Below are 16,844 nucleotides of genomic sequence, written 5' to 3'. Positions count from 1 at the left end.
CAGCCGCCTAGCCGCCTGGCTGCCTAGCCGCCCAGCCGCAAGGAGCTTCCCATGGACCTTACGACCACCTACCTCGGCCTTTCCCTCGCCCACCCGGTCGTGCCCGGGGCCTCCCCCCTCACGGCCACGGCCGACGGCGCCCGGCGCCTGGAGGACGCCGGGGCGCCGGCCCTGGTGTTGCCGAGCCTCTTCGCCGAGGAGATCGAGGCGGAGCGGGCCGCGCGCCAGGAGGTCATCGAGGCCGCCGAGAACTCCTTTGCCGAGGCCCTGACCTACTTCCCCCGGCTCGTGGCCGAGGCGGACGCCGGGGCCGAGGCCTACCTGGAGAGGGTCCGGACGATCAAGGAGGCCGTGGGCATCCCGGTGATCGCGTCGCTGAACGGCTCGGCCCCGGGCGACTGGACGGCCTACGCCCGCCAGATCCAGGAGGCCGGGGCCGACGCCCTGGAGCTCAACGTCTTCTTCCTGGCCACCGACCCGGCCGAGGGGCCGGAGCAGGTGGACGACCGGGTCGTCCAGGTGGTTTCCTCGGTGGTCCGGGCCGTCTCGATCCCGGTGGCCGTGAAGCTCTCCCCCTTCTTCTCGAGCCTGCCCAACCTGCTGGACCGGCTCGCGGCGGCCGGGGCCAAGGCGGCCGTGCTGTTCAACCGGTTCTACCAGCCCGACCTGGACCTGGACCGCCTCGAGGTGGTGCCCCGGCTGCGGCTCTCGGACCCCGGAGAACTGGGCCTGCGGATCCGGTGGGCCGCCCTCCTCTGGGAAAGGGTCCCTCTGGAACTCGCGGTCACGGGCGGGGTCCACACGGCCGACGACGCGGCCAAGGCGCTCCTGTGCGGGGCCACCGCGGTGCAGACCGCCTCGGCCCTCCTGCGCCACGGCCCGGCCCGCCTGACCGAGATGGTCGAGGGGCTGCGGACGTGGGTGGAGCGCCGGGGCTACGCCTCCCTCGCCGAGGCGCGAGGCGCCCTTTCGGCGGCCAAGGCCCCGGACCCGGCCGCCCTGGTGCGGGCCAACTACGCCCGGGTGCTCCGAAGCGGGCCGTGAGAGCCCCGGGGCTTTTCGTCCTCGTCCTCTGGGCCGGCGCGGCGGCCGCGGCCGGCGCCCTTTGGCACGAAGACTTCGAGGCCGGGCTCGGGCCGGGCTGGGAGGAAAAGCGGTTCCAGGGCCGCACCGCGTACGAGGTGGTGGCCGAACCCGACGGCAACCACGCCCTCCGGGCCGAGGCCCGGGCGAGCGCCTCGGGGCTCGTGTACGAGCTCGAGTTCGACCCCTGCCGCTATCCCATCCTGTCGTGGCGCTGGAGGGTGGACCGGGTGGTCGCCCGGAGCGACCCCACCCGCAAGCAGGGCGACGACTACGCGGCCCGGGTGTACGTGGTGTTCCCCCACTGGTTCCCCCCGAAGACGAAGACCCTCAACTACATCTGGGCCACCCGGCCGCTCCCCGGCCCCGTGCCGAACCCGTTCTTCTCCAACGCCGTCATGATCGCGGCCGAGGCCGGGGCCGACCGGGTCGGCCGGTGGGTCGAGGAACGCCGGAACCTGGTGGAGGACTTCCGGGCCGCCTTCGGAACCGACCCGCCCCGGGCCGGGGCCGTGGCCCTCATGACCGACACCGACCAGACCGGCGAGGCCGTGACCGCCTGGTACGATGATCTGCGGATCGAACCGGCCGACGCCCCGGCCTGCGGCGGCGATTGACCCCGGCCGGCCGGACCGGCCAGAATCACCGCCGGGAGTCCCGAGCTCCCTTCGCCCGAACCCGAACACCGCCGCCCCCCGACCGAGGGCTTTCACCGTGGCCCCCAAACTCGTCCCCCTGGCCCAGACCGTCTCCGAGCGCCTCCTGGCCGGGGCGCTCAAGGCCTGCCGCGCCCCGGCGGTGCGGCGGGCCGTGGACCGGTTCGCCCTCAACCGCACCCGGTACACCAAGGCCGAGGCCGTCGAGGCCGTGGTGGATACGGTTGCGGCGTACTACGCCGAGCACCGGATCGAGGCCGCGCTCTCGGCCCGCCAGGCCCGGGTGTACCAGCGGGTGTACTTCCGCCAGCAACTGCGCCGCCTCCCCCCCGACCACCCGGCCGCGGCCGGGTACCGCCGCCGCGACGCCGAACTCGCCCGCCTCGACGACACGGCCGCCATCGTGCGGTACCTGGCCCGGTACTACGCCGAGGACATGATCGCCGACTTCGATCCGGCGTTTTTCCTGTTGTTTCGCTCGATTGCGAGGCGATTGTTCCCCCATTTTGTGAAGAGCATCCGGGTGGTCGAGGCCGCCGAGGGCGTGCTCGACCGGGTGCGGGACCTCGCGGCCCGGGCGCCCGTGCTCCTCCTGCCCAACCACGTTTCCAACGCCGACCACGTGCCGCTTTGCTTCGCCCTGAACTTCAGCGGGATCCCCCAGCCCCGCATCGCGGCCGGGGCCAACCTGTTCCGGGGGGTCTCCACCGTGGTCCTCCCGGCCATGAACGCCTACAAGATCCGGCGGGAGCAGATCGGGCAGGAGGAGCGCTGGCCCTACAACGTGCGGTGGTTCCAGAACCCGATTTACCGCCGGGTCCACGCGGCCTACCTGCGGTACGGGTGGGACCGCAACGAACCGTTCCTCTTCTACCTGGAGGGCACCCGGTCCCGGGACGGCCGGATCGGCCGGCCCAAGCGGGGCATCCTGGGCGACCTCCTGGAGTACCTGGCCGACACCGGCCGCACGGCCTGGGCCGTGCCGGTCTCCCTGTCCTACACCGTGGTGCCCGAGGACGAGGAGATCGAGGCGGCCCGCACCGGCGCCGAGATCTCCCGGCGCGATCTGGTGAGCCAGCTGACCCGGCTCGACCGAAGCTACAAGCGCTACGGCGACCCGCCGATCTACCTCCGGTTCGGCGAGCCCGTGGAACTCACGGCCGACTCCGACTCCCCCGACCGGGTGGGCGAGGACCTGGTGGCCCGGATCGCGGCCGGCATCGTGCCCCCGGCCACCTCGGCCCTGGCCCGGGCCGTCCTGGCCGTGCGCCACGGCGAGCCCGAGGCCGGGTGGTTTTGGCCCGAGGAGGCCGAGGCCCGGTTCCGTGCCCTCCTGGGCCCGGAGCGGGCCGGCGAGTTCCCGGGCGCCCTCGCCCTCCTCGAGGGCCGGGGGTTCGTCGCCCGCGAGCCCGACCGAGGCCGCTACGCCATCCGCAACGAACCCCTCCTCGTCCAGTACGCGAACCGCATCGCCCACCTGGAGGAGGGCTGAGTTCCTGTGCCGCAACGCCCACGGATGGCGCACACGGACCCGGGGCGCTATGATGGCGCCATGGAGGTGGCGGACATGGTGCGGACGCAGATCGAACTCACCGACGAGCAACACCGGCGGCTCCAGATCATCGCGCGGCGCGAGGGGATCACCTTGGCGGAAGCCGTTCGCCGCTGTCTCGACCGGAGTCTCTCGGCCCCCGAGGGGGACCTCCGAGGTCTCTACGCCAGAGCGGCGGAACTGATCGGAACCCTCCGGGGACCGGAGGACATCCCCGATCTCGCCGAACACCACGACCGATACCTGGAGGAGTCGCTCGAGTGAGGGGCGTCTTCCTGGACACATCGGCGATCCTGGGGCTCCTCAACCCCGCCGACCGGGTCCACGAAACCGCGAAGCGGATCTTCTTCCGGCTCGCGGCGGACGAGGTTCCTCTCTTCACCACCTCGTACGTCCTGGTGGAAACCTTTGCCCTGCTCGGCCGGCGATTCGGACTCGACGCCGCCCGATCCTTCCAGCACAAGTTCGTTCCCCTTCTCCGGGTGGTGTGGGTGGACGAAACCCTTCACGCGCTCGCGGTGGAAGAGTGGCTGCGGCGCTCGGTCCGCCAGCTGAGCCTCGTGGACGTGGTTTCGTTTCTCGTCATCCGGGAAGAGGATCTCCCGGCGGCGTTCGCCTTCGACCGGCACTTCGAGGAGGAAGGGTTCACGCTCCTTTCCTAACTTCGACGCGAGGCCCGCGGCATGCCCCGCAGCCTTGCGAACCCTTTCCCCGATCTGCTACCAAGAGGGGAATCCCCCCGGATCCCCACCGCGGGGGGTTCCGAGGGCGTTCCGTCCACCGAAGCCAACGGGGCCGAGGGCCCGAAAGGGGGGACCGTGGCTTCCACCCAGCTCATCCGCCAGTGGACCCTGCTCCAGGAACTCGCCGCCGCCCGGTGGGGCCGCACCACCGCCGAACTCGCCCGGGCCGTCCACGCCTCGGAGCGCACCGTGCGCCGCGACCTCCACGACCTGGAGGCCGCCGGGTTCCCCATCGAGCGGGAGCACCGCGGCCGGGAGGTCCGCTACCGCCTGGCCCGGGCCAAAGCCCTTCCCAACCTGCCCCTGACCCTGGACGAGGCCCTGGCTCTCCACCAGGCCGCGGTGACCGCCGCGATCCTCCAGAACCCCGCCTTCCACCACCCCCTGGAGTCGGCCGTGGCCAAGCTCCTCCAGGCCCTGCCCCCGGGGGTCCGGAACCTGCTGGGCCGCATCGCCACCGCCTGGTCCCACCGCCCCCCGCCCAGCGCGGGCGAGAACCTGCCCCACATCCTCCGGGTGCTCGCCGAGCAGACCGCCGACCGGTGCCGGGTGCGCCTGCGCTACCAAAGCCTGGAGGGCGAGATCACCGAGCGGGTCGTGGACCCCTACCTCCTGCGCCAGCACGGCGGCGAGGTGTACCTCCTGGCCCACTGCCACCTCCGAAACCAGGTGCGCCTCTTCCACACCGAGCGCATCCTGGACGCCGAACCCCTGGACGAGGAGTTCACCCCGCCCGCCGGGTTCGACCCCGAGGAGGAGTTTGCCAAGAGCCTCGGCGTGTTCCTGGGACCCGAGGGCCACGCCGTGGTGCGGTTCGAGGGTTGGGCCGCCCGCTACCTGGCCCGCCGCCCCCTCCACCCCCGGCAGGAGGTGCTAGAGCGCTCCGACGGCCACCTCGTGGTGCGCGTGCCCGTGCGCGGCAAGGCCGAGATCACCCAGACCGTACTCCGGTTCGGCCCCCTGGCCGAACTCCTCGCCCCCCCGGACCTCCGCGCCCACGTGGCCACCCAGGCCCGGGCCACGGCCGAACGGTACGGGCGGAACGAGGAGGATGGGCAGTGACCCGGGAGCGACGCGGTGATCGGCGCCCCTGCTTCCGGGACGCCCGAGCCTTCCAGCTTTCTGGCCTTCCAGCCTTCCAGCGCGACAACGTCGCCCAAGGATGGCCCATGAACCCGGCCGCGGTGTGGGGCCCCCACCCCTATGGCCTGAGATGTCCAGACGTCCAACGTCCGAACGTCCACCCGTCCGCACGCGCCGTCAGGCGCTCATCGGACAGGATCTGACCGCAATGAAGGGTAAAGTTCGTTGAACGCCTCCCCGGCGCGGTAATATCAGAAAGGAAAGCGCGGGATGCAGGGAGCGGTACGAGGAAGAGCAGCGCCGGAAGGCTGCCTACAGCGCGGCCGTAAACTGTCCGTGAAACCGGGGCAATTTCAGAGTGCCGGATGCAGCGACTGTAGGAACCACTCCCGGCTCTCCAGCATATCCAACAACGTAAAGCGCTACAGTTAAACCGTCGGAGCAGGAATGACGTTGAATAACGGCATGAGCGAGAGAGTTCTTTTCAATTTCGAGGGCAACTTCTGCGCTCTAACAGGTTACCGGCCGATGAGGTGGCAGCGTAACCTGTTCGCCAGATTTGTCCAAAATGATCTGCCAGAAGTCTGTGATATCCCGACCGGCCTTGGCAAGACTTCCGTGCTCCCGATCTGGCTTCTCGCCGTGGCTCAACAGGCCGAGGCGGGCGCTTTGCGGCTGCCCCGGCGTCTTGTCTACATCGTAAACCGGCGCACCGTCGTCGATCAGGCAACCGAGGTCGTCGAGCGAATGCGGGCCCGGCTCGTAGAACCCGATCACGCAGATTGGAGGGAGCACAGACAACGGCTGCGCGGGCTAGCCCACGTGCTTCAGCAACTGGGAACCGCGGGGCCGCCCCCTGTGGCGGTCAGCACGTTGCGAGGCGAACTCGCCGACAACGAGGAATGGAAGGCCGACCCCGCACGGCCGGCAATCGTCGTTGGCACCATCGACATGATCGGCAGCAAGCTGCTCTTCAGTGGCTATGGTGACGGCCGGTACGGTCGCGCGCATCACGCGGGGCTCATCGGGCAGGACGCGTTGATTGTGCATGACGAGGCGCACCTCACGCCGGTGTTCGGCGAGCTTCTGAGTGGCGTGGCGGAGGAACAGCGGCAGCACAGCCGGGACGGCGCTATCGTGCGCCCGATCCGCGTCTTGGAGCTGTCCGCCACATCGCGGAGAACGAGCGGCGTGCGGGTCACGTTAGAGGAGGAAGACAGCAAAGACAGGATCGTTCGAGATCGACTGAATGCATCGAAGCGACTGCGCCTGCATCCCGCCAAGCAGAAGGAGCTGACCCGGGAGATCGTAGAGCGCACCCTCGCCTACAAAGATGGTCGCGAGAGGGTCCTGATCTATGTCCGCTCTCCGGAGCAAGCCTCGAAACTTGCCGTGGAGCTCGCAAAGAAATTAGGGGCAGGTGGCGCAGAGCGGGTCGCTGTGCTCACCGGAACGATCCGCGGCTACGAGCGCGACCAACTGCTGCGACAGCCGCCAAAGAACTCCGCAGCCCGGGTGATTCGTCACTTCCTCGATGGAACGACGCCGTGCCAGACCGTGTTTCTCGTTAGTACGTCCGCGGGGGAGGTGGGCATTGACCTGGACGGCGATCACATGGTCTGTGACCTGACGACGCTCGACAGCCTGATCCAACGCCTGGGGAGGGTCAATCGTCGGGGCGGTACGGATCGCGAGGCTCATGTGGACGTGGTGGTAGAGCCCCCGAAGGAAGGAAATGGGTCCGAACTCGGTAGGGCCATTGCGGCAACGCGTCGCATTCTGGAGCGATGGGGCGGAGAGCAAACCGACGGCATTGATGTCAGCCCCGGAAACGTGCGGGAACTCCTCGCAAGACTGGATGCCGCGGAGCGTGAAAGCGCCTTTTCGCCAGCGCCGCAGGCCCCGCAGCTCACGGACATTCTGCTTGACGGCTGGTCGCTCACGAGTGTCGATAAGATGCCGGGCGTACCGGAAGTGGCGGCCTTTCTTCACGGGCTCACAAAGGATCCCCCCCAGACTCATGTCGCTTGGCGGCGGGAGGTCACGCCCCTCGCCAAGGCCCAGGTTACGGACGCCGGACTCCGAGCCTGGTTCCTCGCCTGCCGTGTCGAATCCCGAGAACGACTGCGTGGCCGAACCGTCCGGGTAAGAGCCGCGCTTGAGAAACTTCTGAAGAAGCGTCGGAAGAAGGAGAGCAACCAGGACCTGGACTTTCCTGTTGTCCTGCTGGACGAGCGCGGGCGCGCAGAGTGGTGCAACCTCTCGGAGATCGTCCAAAAGGAGAACGAGGCGCGATTGGAGTACAGGACACTCGTGCTCCCGGTTGAAGCCGGCGGGGTTAACGAGAAAGGCATGCTCGACCCCGACTTCCATTCCCCCGCAGTGGATGTGGCAGAAACGGGGCCAGACCCTGACGAACGGCAAAGGTGGCTGTGCCGGACCTCGGCGGACAGCGCCCGATTCGAGCGGCTCGACTCCGGGGAAATCCAAAATGGTCCTCCGCGTGGATTGCGCGAAAAGGTGCGCGTAGAGCTGACCCGATCCGGCGAGAGCGAGGAAAACGGCGAATCGGTCGACCTCGTGCTGTTCGTATCCCCGCGGCGATCAGCTTTGGAAGACCCGGAGACGGCCAGCGCCCGCCAGACGCTGGAGGAACACGGCCGAGCAATCGCCGACCGGATATCCGCGATTGCCAAACAGTTGAACCTACCGAACGCGATTCGCGAAGCGCTGGTCACCGCCGCGCGATGGCACGACAAGGGCAAAGATCGTCGGGTGTGGCAGCGATATGCCCGAAATGACTTAGGTGGGGAGCCCGTCGCCAAGACCGAGAGGTATCTACATCCCCAAGCGCTCGGAGGCTACCGGCACGAGTTTGGCTCGCTGCTTGACGCGAAGAGGGACCCAAGCATCCAGAATCACCCTGAACGAGATCTCGTGCTGCACCTCATCGCCGCGCACCACGGCTGGGCCAGGCCTCACTTCCCGCCCAGGTCGTTCGATAGCACTCGTACCACCGCCGACAACGAAGAAGCCGCCGTCGAAGTGATGCGCCGATACGAGCGGCTTCAAAGGCGGTTCGGTCGTTGGGGGTTGGCGTGGCTGGAGTCGTTGTTGCGCTGTGCCGACGTCGCTACCTCACGAGCAGTCGCTGAGGGGGCTGTTGCAGGGCCCCAGAGAGGGGAGGCTCAGAAGTGAGTAAGTGCGAAACCCGCTTCTCGGTCCCCGTTGACCTGACCAATCCGGGCCAGTTCTTTGCGTGCTGCGGGCTGTTGGAGGTCGCACACCGCCTCTGGCGTGGGGCGCAGGGATGGTTCGATGGCGACGGGAACGCGTTCTGTATCGGCACAGCCGGAGAGCCGTGCGGCCTGAAAGACATCGTGGCTCAACTTGCGAGGGCCAATCTAGAAGGAGACTTGTCGGAGGAAGAGAGACAGGATTTGGATAATCTGGAGAAGAGGAAGCGGGACCCCACAAACGAAGGGGGACCACTTTCTAGCGAAGAGGAAAAACGACGCAAATCCCTGGGCAAGCGGCAGCGAGAAGGGGCCATCAGAGTTGGAAAGCCGTTCAACCTCCGCATCGGCTGGTGGGAGGAGAATTCCGACGACGTCCCCAAGACCTTCGCGGGCCAGCAAAAGGTGCTTCGGATGGTCTCTGCGCTACACAGACAAATTGAAAAAGCCATCCAGGACGCCCGCCCGTTCGAGTATCGTTGTCTCCTCCACGATGAAAAGGGAAAGAAAGTTGAGCCCTTCTACTTCGATGCGGAGAGATTCGCCCACGCTCTCGACGCCGGATTCTCCTTAGATAAGCACGAGGAGCGATTACGAGCGATGGCAGCGCCTCTCACGGAACTGTTGGCCCTGATCGGCCTCCAGCGCTTTCGGCCCCGACCGGTCAATGGGAAACGATGGTGGTTTGAGTATTTTACGTGGACACAACCGCTGGGCGTCTCTGTCGCCGCTGCGGTCGCCTGCGGAGCGGTCCCGCTCGTGCGGACGAGAGGCTTCCGCTTCCGCCTTCAGTTCAGAGACGACCAGAAACGGTATAAGGCATTCGGCATTGCAACCCAGATCGGAGGTGACACATGAACAAACAAGGAAACGAGGCGGCCCGCTTTGATGACTGGCTCGTAGACGAGAGCGACGTTGCTGCCCTCGTCATGCGCCAGTGGCTGGAACCCGTCGAGGGAAAGGACGCTGTGATCTTCCCCCCGACGTACCCGCTTGAACAGAACAAAGCGGGTTATAACATCGACCCACTCAACGACGGGTCGAACGTCTGCCAGATCGACAGCGTCGGATCGCAGGCCAACCGCATGGAACCCATCTTCAAGCGGAAGAAGTACAAGCACCTCGTGCCCCAGGTGACCATCAAGGCCGGCACACGCACCGTTCATCTGCTGGATGCCGGTCACCGGGCAGCGGACGCGATCGTTCGTTTTTCGACGCTTGGGGGGGATCTCTTTTCGGCTTTCGACGCCTACCGGAAGAATGGCGATGCAGAACCACTCGCGAAAATCGCGCCCACGTCGATTGTGTTCGGGGCGTGGGACTCGCGCGCCACACAGGTCAAGCTGCCTCGCATCGTACGGTCGGTGATCCGGGCGTACGACGTGGACGAATTGACCCGGTCTGCCCAATACACGACCATCGCCGGCGAGATCCTCGAAGAGGGAGAGGCCGAAGTGACAACGAGAGGGCTCAAGGCCGAACTCGGCCTAGCGCACGTTCCAGCGGCCCGGACCCATGGCGGTGTAAGGGTCCGGGGAGAGATCCGGCGAGACGCCATTCTCAACCTTGCGGCCCTCCGCGCGGTCGCGGCGCCGTACAGGGAAAGAACGATGCGACTCCGGCGCTACCTGCTCGGCTTGTCCCTGGTCGCTATCACCGCACCGCAGGAGCCAAATCTACGCGAAGGATGCGAGTTGGTAGCCGACCCCCAAAGAGGAACGCAGTGGACCGTGGTGAAACACGACGGAACCAGGGAAAACTACACGATTGCTCACGAGGAAGCGTTGGCTTTTGCTACGGCAGCGGCCGAGTCTTTCCGTGTGGGCGAGGACAGAACTGGCGAATTCAAGGAGAAGATCGCGAAGGAGATCCTCACCATGAAGGGGGAAGACGCGAAGAAACTGCTCAGGCAGGGGGCGATCACGGAGGAAGCGCTCGAGAGGATCAGAAAAAAAACGAAGAAGGGCTCCGAGTAGGTGATGGCAAGATGACCCGCCATCTCTGCATCTCAGTGACTTTGCTCGACCCGCTCTTCCACGGCAAGGGCGATGATGGCGAGCCCGAGTGGCCCCCGTCTCCGATGCGCCTCTTCCAGGCGCTGCTCGCAGGTGCACGCACGGGATGTCGGGGCGCGAGGTGGGAGGAAAGTCGTGCAGCCGCGTTCCGGTGGCTGGAGCGCCAGGGACCGCCTCTGATCGTGGCCCCCGAGGCGCGGCAGGCCACGGAATATACCTTTTTCGTCCCGAACAACGACAGCGATGCTGTATTCGAACGCCAAGAGCGTTTGACGAGCAAGGTCGCGCACCCCCACCGCCTGATCGAGGGGAACACAATTTACTACGTGTGGCGAATTGACAACGCTTCGCACGCGGAGGCGATCTGCCGCGAGGCACGCCACATCGTCGCTTTGGGCTGGGGCATTGATCAGGCGATCGGTGACGGCTGGATCCTCAGCGGCGATGAGGTTGCCCGCCTTCCTGGCCAGCGGTGGCGTCCGTGGCGTGCAGCAGGAAGCGGGGGGCGAGTGTGGCGCATTCCCCGCCAAGGGTCCCTTGAGGATCTCGAGCAGTGCTACGAGTCGTTCGCTAAACGCATCGACCGCGGCACATACCATCCACCCCGCAAACCCAGGCAGTTCGACACGGTTCTCTACTTGACAGGCACGACGATGCCGCCCCGCCATTACGCGGCATTCGAACTCCCAGCGGGTGTCGCCTTTCGCCAAGAGGCGGCGAGCGAGGTCGCCGCAATGCTTCGCTCCCTGGCCTGCGCCTGTGCCAAGGCGGATACGCATGAATTTCCAGGCGGCTCGGCGACCTACGTAGCGGGGCACGTTACCGAGAAGAACGGCGCGACACCACCTCGCTTCTCTTATCTACCCCTTCCGTCGATCGGCCACGAGCACGCCGACGGTCTGATCCGCCGCCTCTTGCTCGCCGAGCCATATGGGGGAGACGGTTCGCACGCCCGCTGGGCGCGGGCTCGTCTTCCGAATCAGGTCCTGCGCGACAACGCGGGGAATGAGCGGGGCGTGCTCCTCGATCTCCGCTCGAGCACGTCCAAGGCGATGCTAGATCGGTATGTCGGAGAAGGTCGGGACTGGTCCACCGTGACGCCGGTGTTCCCGCCCGGGTTCGATGATGGAAAACATGGGAAGGCGGAGAAGTTGCTCCTCAAGGCCATCACCCAGGCGGGTTACCCACTTGACGCCCTGGCTGAATTGACGCTGCGGAAGGCACCATTCTGGCCCGGGTCGCAGCACCCGCGCCTGTATCGTCGGCCGCATTACCTCAGGCACCTTCCGGGTTGGCACGTGCGACTCGGTTTTCGGGAGCCGATTCCGGGCCCGGTGGCGCTGGGGGCCGGCCGGCACTGCGGCCTGGGTGTCTTCGCAAGGACGGAGGGCACCCGATAAACGCGGGAGAGTCGTCAGGGGTATCCGCGGCCGGAGAGCCGCGGCCCCATTGAAGCGACGCACCGATCATGATGGCGTGCTCCTGGTGGTCGCGTATCCGCGGCCGTAGAGCCGCGGCCCCATTGAAGCTAGGCGTAGCTGTGGCACTGGGGGCCCCGGGCCCGGTGTATCCGCGGCCGTAGAGCCGCGGCCCCATTGAAGCGCCAAGGGCCGGCTCATCATCCCGCCGGCCGACGAGGTATCCGCGGCCGTAGGGCCGCGGCCCCATTGAAGCTCGGTAATCGTGATGTAGTTACCGTACTGCTTCAGAGTGTATCCGCGGCCGTAGAGCCGCGGCCCCATTGAAGCATCACGGAGCGCCGCATCTACACCGAGTTCGGCCCGTATCCGCGGCCGTAGAGCCGCGGCCCCATAGAAGCGAGTACGGGCTTTGCTTCGACTACGTGGAGCCCGGGACGTATCCGCGGCCGTAGGGCCGCGGCCCCATTGAAGCGTGTAGGCGTCGCCCTGCTGGAGTTCGGCCACGAGGTATCCGCGGCCGTGGAGCCGCGGCCCCATTGAAGCTCCTCGACCGCCCGCACCAGCAGGTTTCGATCGAAGTATGCGCGGCCGTAGGAGCCGCGGCACCATTGAAGCGCGTTGTTGGTCCAGCAGAACCGAATCTGGTCCACGGCGGTATCCGCGGCCGTAGAGCCGCGGCCCCATTGAAGCGTGGAGGGGTGGCGATGGGCACATTGCTGACGTGTGGGATCGATAACGTTGACAAGTTATGAAGTTGTTCGGGGCGGGTCCTTGGGTTTCAGCGGCCGGCAAGCGAGAGTGGTGATGCCGGGGATGGCGCGGTTGGACGTGTTGGGGGTGGTGCAACACGTGATGGCCCGGGGCCTCAAGGGGGCGGCGATCTTTCGCGACGAGAAGGACCGCGAGATGTTCCTCGGGGTGACAGGCGGGACACTCCGTAGGTCCTCCGCCAATGAGAAAAATATCTAATAATTATCGAATCTTGTGGTTTTGTGCGGCTTCAGGGCACACGAGTCCTTGGAACGGAAGGGCCGGCGATCCCTCTCCCTCGGCGAACCCCGGACCTCGCCGTTTTCCACGCTACGGCGTCCCATGACTATTCGAGTATTTGCGGCTGCCACGGCGTGCACCCACGTGGTGCACCGGCCAGGGTTGCCCGTGGGGAGGCCATCCGCCGTCGGGTCGCCGGATCCTCAACGCGAGAACTCCTCAGGGACCCCCCGCGGATGTTGGTGCAGGGCGTGCCGGTCACACCTTCTCGAAGAATCGCACTCCGGGAAGGTCTTTGAAGTGGGCGTCGCAGGTTACGAGGTCGACGCGGGCTTGCTGGGCGGTGGCGTACACGATCGCGTCGGCCATGGCCAGGCGGTGGTGGGCGGCCAGGTCCGAGGCCAGGAGAGCGAGAGACGTGTCCAGGGGGACCACCGTGCCCTGCTCGGTTGCCCCGATGATCTCCAGGGCGGTCGGTTCGTCGCGTTCTCGGCAGATCCACCGGTGGAGTTCGTACTGGACGACAGTGGGAACGACGACAGATTCGGGTTGGGTGAGGAACGGTTCGAAGCGGTCGGCGAGGGCCCCGTCGGTGAGCCACTCGATCCACCCGCTCGTGTCCACGACGACGCTCAACCGCGGTCGCTCCGGTCCCGCACATCGCGGGTATCGGCTCCGCGCAGGACGCCTCGCAGATCCCGGATGTCCCGCTTCGGCACCAGACTGATGGTGTCGCCCTTGGTGACGAACACGAACTGCTGGCCCGCCTTCAACCGCAGGCGCTCTCGCACGGCTTTGGGGATGCAGATCTGGAACTTGGACGTGAGGGTGGCCGCGTGCATTGTTCTTACCTCCTTGCGATCGATACTCAAAGCGTAATGGGAAAACACCGCGACTTCAAGGTCGCCACCCCCCCTTCGCCAGAAAATCCGGAGACCAGCAGGGATCGGGGGGACGTTGTTCGGTTTCATAAGTTGTTTGGGCCCCCGGTTCGGGCCCGGCGAACGCCCTGGCATGCCAGGGGCGACGAAGGGCGTCCTGGGGGGCGACGGGGGCCGTGAGTCAACCAGCGTGCAACCGCACCATGTGCTCCCGGATCCACGGGAACAGGTGCTCGTAGTCGCTCTCCCCGCGTTCCAGGAGCCCCATCGGGAACCGATACGCGTCGTTGGGCCCCCCCGAACTACCAGTCGTTCAAGGGACGGAAGGGTCGGGCTTGGGCCAGCACGAACGGGGAGACGTGGTGCGCGGCACACCCTGAGGAACGAAGCCGCCTCACTCGGCCAGGAGTCGCCCCCATTCCTCGTTCTCGGAAATGGATGCCTCCAGGTGCTCCAGGACCACCGGCCTCACCCGGCGGCGTTCTCGAGGAGGCCCCGGGTCATATCGCGGCGGCTCAGGATGACCGGCTACGGACCTTTCGTGCGGTTTGCAAGTTGTTCTTTCCATTTGCGCACCTGACCCCCGCGGACGAGGCCACGCCCCCACGCATTCTCCCGTCCTACCCCGGTTCGCCGCCCCAAACTCCGACACGATCGGTCGGCTTGACAGGCCCGCTTCCTCTGGCACAGTGGTGGTCCATCCGACCCCGCTCGTCAACGAAGGAGGGAGCGACCATGCCACAGATCCAGTGGGAAACCGATTTTCAGAAGGCCGTGGCCCGGGCGAAGGCCGAGGACAAACCGGTACTCCTCGACTTTTTTAACCCGGGGTGAATCGGCTGCCAACAGATGGATGCGGTCACGTATCCACAGGAAGCCGTCGCCGAGTTCGTGTCCACCCGGATGGTGCCGCTTCGGATCCCGTCGGACGCCCAGCCCTACGCTGGCCAGTTCAACGTGAAGTGGACCCCGACCCTGGTCACCCTCGACCGGGACGGCACCGAGCACCACCGGACCCTGGGGTTCCTGCCGCCGGAGGAGCTCATCCCGTCGCTCCTTCTGGGCTCGGCCAAGTGCCATTTCGACGCCGAACGGTTCGAGGCCGCCCTCAAGGAACTCGACGAACTGCTCTCCCAGTACCCCAAGTCCGACGCGGCTCCCGAGGCGATCTTCGTGCGCGGGGTGGCCCGGTATAAGCACACCGGCGACCCCAAGCCCTTGAAGGAGGCCTACGAGAAGCTCGCGGCCGACTACCCGGACAGCCCGTGGACGAAGCGGGCCCTGCCCTACCGGCTGCTATAGCGTGCGAAGCGGCCCGGGCGACGCCCGGGCCGCTTTTCGCCGGGAGAGCCGGAGCCTTCTCCACCGCTTCGCCGCCCCGCTCACCGCAGGTACCCCGCCACGATGCTCCATGCCACCCACCCGAGGGACAGGAGCGCAAGAGACGCGAGCCAGGCCAGCAGGAACCGGCCGGGCTCGAGGCGGCTCCGGAACCAAACCCGCCAGGCCGCAAACGACAAGACGAGGTAGGAGAACCCGTATCCCAGGGGCAGCCCCCACAGGGCAAACACCCCGGCGAACCCCCAGCCCCCCTCCCCGCGACCCGGGGCCGCCACGAGGGTGACGACCGCGGCCACCAGGGTGCCCACGGCAACCCCCAGCGGCCCGCTCAGGACGAGCACCCCGGCCTGGGCGGCCAGGACCTCAAGCAGCGAGCGCGTGTGTCTCCTCCACCCCATCTACTCGTGAGGACGACGCATCTCTTCGAGTGCCGCACGGGCAAGGAACCCCGACCGGGTCTCGCCGTGGCGCTTGGCGTGGGCATCGATGAGCGTGAGCAGCCGCCTGGGCAGCGTGATGTTCACCCGCTCCACCCGGTCGTCCAACGCGGAAAAGTCCACGTCCACGAGGGCCCACACTCCTCCCGCGTACTCCGGGTTGGCCTGATGTTCTTCTATGGGACGTGGCGCAGGAACGGGCTCCCCGTCGAGGATGAGCCCCTCCAGGTGGCACTCAATCGCCTCGCGGGCCATCTCGAGCGCCTCCTCCACGCTGGAGCCCGCCGTGAAGCAACCCGGAAGATCCGGTACCGTCACGCCGTAATCACTCTCTGGGTCTTTGTGGATCACCACCGCGTAACGCACGTCTACCTCCACTCCCATCCCGCCTGCCGAAAAATCGAGCGAAGGGTGCCCACCGGGAGGTCCCGCTTCGGGTGGGGCACGGTGATCTTTCCCGGTTTTTCCGGGTGCTTGAACTGGTGGTGGCTCCCCTTCACGTGGTGGAGCACCCACCCTTCCCTTCGCAAGCGGCGGATCACCTCCTCGCTGCTCATGGTGTGTATACTACACACCACGAGCAGCCCCTTCAAGATGGCCGCTACGTTCCCAATGAAAAACGGCCCGGGCGAGCCCGGGCCGTGGGTCGGTTCGTCGTGCTGGGGGATCAGTCGCGCAGGTGGCGGGAGATCACGAGGCGCTGGATCTCGCTCGTGCCCTCGCCGATGGTCAGGAGCTTCTGGTCGCGGTAGAACCGCTCCACGTCGTAGTCGCGCATGAGGCCGTAGCCCCCGTGGATCTGGACGGCTGCGTCCACCACCCGGCCCATGACCTCGGAGCAGTAGAGCTTGGCCATGGCGGCGTGCTTACCGAAGGGCCGGCCGTTGTCCTTGAGCCAGCAGGCCTTGTACAGCAGGTTCCGGGCCGCCTCGATCTCCATGGCCATGTCGGCCAGCTTGAACTGGATGGCCTGGAACTCGAAGATCGGCTGGCCAAACTGGCGGCGTTCCTGGGCGTAGCGCAGCGCGAGCTCGAAGGCCCCCTGGGCCCCTCCGAGGCCCATCGCCCCGATGGAGAGCCGGCCGCCGTCGAGGGTGGAGAGCATCTGGCGGAACCCGTCGCCCTTTTTGCCCAGGAGAGCGTCCTTGGGCACCCGCACGTCGTCGAAGTAGAGCTCCGCCGTGTTGGAGGCCCGCCACATCATCTTGCCGTGCATGGCCTTGCGGGTGAGCCCCGGGGCATCGGCCGGCACAAGGAAGCAGGAGAGCTCGTTTCGGCCGTCGCTCTTCTTGCCGGTCACGGCCTGCACCACGATCACGCCGGTGATGTCGGTGGCCGCGTTGGTGATGAAGATCTTGCTGCCGTTGATCACCCACTCGTTGCCGTCCAGGACGGCCCGGGTGCGG

17 protein-coding genes are annotated in these 16,844 nt (G+C 66.8%); 11 read left to right on the top strand and 6 right to left on the bottom strand.

The window, feature by feature from the left end:
• Positions 1 to 51: 51 nt before the first annotated feature.
• The 10 genes from ACY0I8_RS00085 to csb2 all read left to right on the top strand — a co-directional run bounded on the left by ACY0I8_RS00085 (position 52) and on the right by csb2 (position 11,768).
• The gene (locus tag ACY0I8_RS00085) at positions 52 to 1,044 is read left to right on the top strand and encodes a dihydroorotate dehydrogenase-like protein (RefSeq protein ID WP_461393082.1); all 993 of its coding nucleotides are present in this window, start codon (positions 52 to 54) and stop codon (positions 1,042 to 1,044) included.
• The gene (locus ACY0I8_RS00080; protein ID WP_461393081.1) at positions 1,041 to 1,700 is read left to right on the top strand and encodes a DUF3047 domain-containing protein; all 660 of its coding nucleotides are present in this window, start codon (positions 1,041 to 1,043) and stop codon (positions 1,698 to 1,700) included. Before ACY0I8_RS00085 ends, ACY0I8_RS00080 begins: the two co-directional genes overlap by 4 nt.
• Before the next feature lie 97 nt (positions 1,701 to 1,797).
• Positions 1,798 to 3,231: a 1-acyl-sn-glycerol-3-phosphate acyltransferase gene (locus tag ACY0I8_RS00075; protein WP_461393080.1), complete on the top strand. Its 1,434-nt coding sequence runs from the start codon at positions 1,798 to 1,800 to the stop codon at positions 3,229 to 3,231.
• A 75-nt stretch (positions 3,232 to 3,306) separates the two neighbouring features.
• Positions 3,307 to 3,555, top strand: coding sequence for a CopG family transcriptional regulator (locus ACY0I8_RS00070; RefSeq protein WP_461393079.1), 249 nt, complete (start codon positions 3,307 to 3,309; stop codon positions 3,553 to 3,555).
• Complete coding sequence (locus tag ACY0I8_RS00065) at positions 3,552 to 3,953, top strand: type II toxin-antitoxin system VapC family toxin (protein WP_461393078.1); 402 nt, start codon at positions 3,552 to 3,554, stop codon at positions 3,951 to 3,953. Before ACY0I8_RS00070 ends, ACY0I8_RS00065 begins: the two co-directional genes overlap by 4 nt.
• A 156-nt stretch (positions 3,954 to 4,109) precedes the next feature.
• Positions 4,110 to 5,096 carry a helix-turn-helix transcriptional regulator gene (locus tag ACY0I8_RS00060; protein WP_459940752.1) on the top strand — a complete coding sequence of 329 codons (987 nt, stop codon included), beginning with the start codon at positions 4,110 to 4,112 and terminating at the stop codon, positions 5,094 to 5,096.
• 468 nt (positions 5,097 to 5,564) lie between these two features.
• Entirely contained in the window at positions 5,565 to 8,315 is a 2,751-nt protein-coding gene (gene cas3g, locus ACY0I8_RS00055) for a type I-G CRISPR-associated helicase/endonuclease Cas3g (protein WP_461393077.1), read from the top strand.
• Positions 8,312 to 9,211 (top strand): type I-G CRISPR-associated protein Cas8g2, encoded by a 900-nt coding sequence (cas8g2, locus tag ACY0I8_RS00050; RefSeq protein ID WP_461393076.1) that lies wholly within the window; start codon positions 8,312 to 8,314, stop codon positions 9,209 to 9,211. The genes cas3g and cas8g2 overlap by 4 nt, the downstream gene beginning before the upstream one ends.
• Positions 9,208 to 10,329: a type I-G CRISPR-associated RAMP protein Csb1/Cas7g gene (gene cas7g, locus ACY0I8_RS00045; protein WP_461393075.1), complete on the top strand. Its 1,122-nt coding sequence runs from the start codon at positions 9,208 to 9,210 to the stop codon at positions 10,327 to 10,329. Before cas8g2 ends, cas7g begins: the two co-directional genes overlap by 4 nt.
• Before the next feature lie 11 nt (positions 10,330 to 10,340).
• On the top strand, positions 10,341 to 11,768 hold the full coding sequence (csb2, locus tag ACY0I8_RS00040) for a type I-G CRISPR-associated protein Csb2 (protein WP_461393074.1): 1,428 nt from the start codon (positions 10,341 to 10,343) through the stop codon (positions 11,766 to 11,768).
• Between the two features lie 1,269 nt (positions 11,769 to 13,037).
• Here the strand turns inward: csb2 and ACY0I8_RS00035 are convergent.
• Complete coding sequence (locus ACY0I8_RS00035) at positions 13,038 to 13,415, bottom strand: PIN domain-containing protein (RefSeq protein ID WP_461393073.1); 378 nt, start codon at positions 13,413 to 13,415, stop codon at positions 13,038 to 13,040.
• Positions 13,412 to 13,621 carry an AbrB/MazE/SpoVT family DNA-binding domain-containing protein gene (locus ACY0I8_RS00030; protein WP_461393072.1) on the bottom strand — a complete coding sequence of 70 codons (210 nt, stop codon included), beginning with the start codon at positions 13,619 to 13,621 and terminating at the stop codon, positions 13,412 to 13,414. The genes ACY0I8_RS00035 and ACY0I8_RS00030 overlap by 4 nt, the downstream gene beginning before the upstream one ends.
• Positions 13,622 to 14,551: 930 nt before the next feature.
• Between ACY0I8_RS00030 and ACY0I8_RS00025 the strand changes: the two genes are divergently transcribed.
• Positions 14,552 to 14,962, top strand: a complete 411-nt coding sequence (locus tag ACY0I8_RS00025; protein ID WP_461393071.1) for a tetratricopeptide repeat protein — start codon at positions 14,552 to 14,554, stop codon at positions 14,960 to 14,962.
• Positions 14,963 to 15,042: 80 nt separating this feature from the next.
• On the opposite strand, the gene ACY0I8_RS00020 is transcribed toward ACY0I8_RS00025, so the two are convergent.
• The 4 genes from ACY0I8_RS00020 to ACY0I8_RS00005 all read right to left on the bottom strand — a co-directional run.
• The gene (locus ACY0I8_RS00020; protein ID WP_461393070.1) at positions 15,043 to 15,399 is read right to left on the bottom strand and encodes a hypothetical protein; all 357 of its coding nucleotides are present in this window, start codon (positions 15,397 to 15,399) and stop codon (positions 15,043 to 15,045) included.
• Positions 15,400 to 15,804, bottom strand: a complete 405-nt coding sequence (locus tag ACY0I8_RS00015) for a type II toxin-antitoxin system HicB family antitoxin (protein WP_461393069.1) — start codon at positions 15,802 to 15,804, stop codon at positions 15,400 to 15,402.
• A gap of 2 nt (positions 15,805 to 15,806) precedes the next feature.
• On the bottom strand, positions 15,807 to 15,995 hold the full coding sequence (locus ACY0I8_RS00010) for a type II toxin-antitoxin system HicA family toxin (protein WP_461393155.1): 189 nt from the start codon (positions 15,993 to 15,995) through the stop codon (positions 15,807 to 15,809).
• Between the two features lie 110 nt (positions 15,996 to 16,105).
• Positions 16,106 to 16,844: acyl-CoA dehydrogenase family protein (locus ACY0I8_RS00005; protein WP_461393068.1), on the bottom strand; the 739-nt coding region annotated here is incomplete at its 5' end.

It is taken from the genome of Deferrisoma sp. (assembly GCF_054681715.1).
This window is presented reverse-complemented; position numbering and strand designations above follow the sequence as displayed.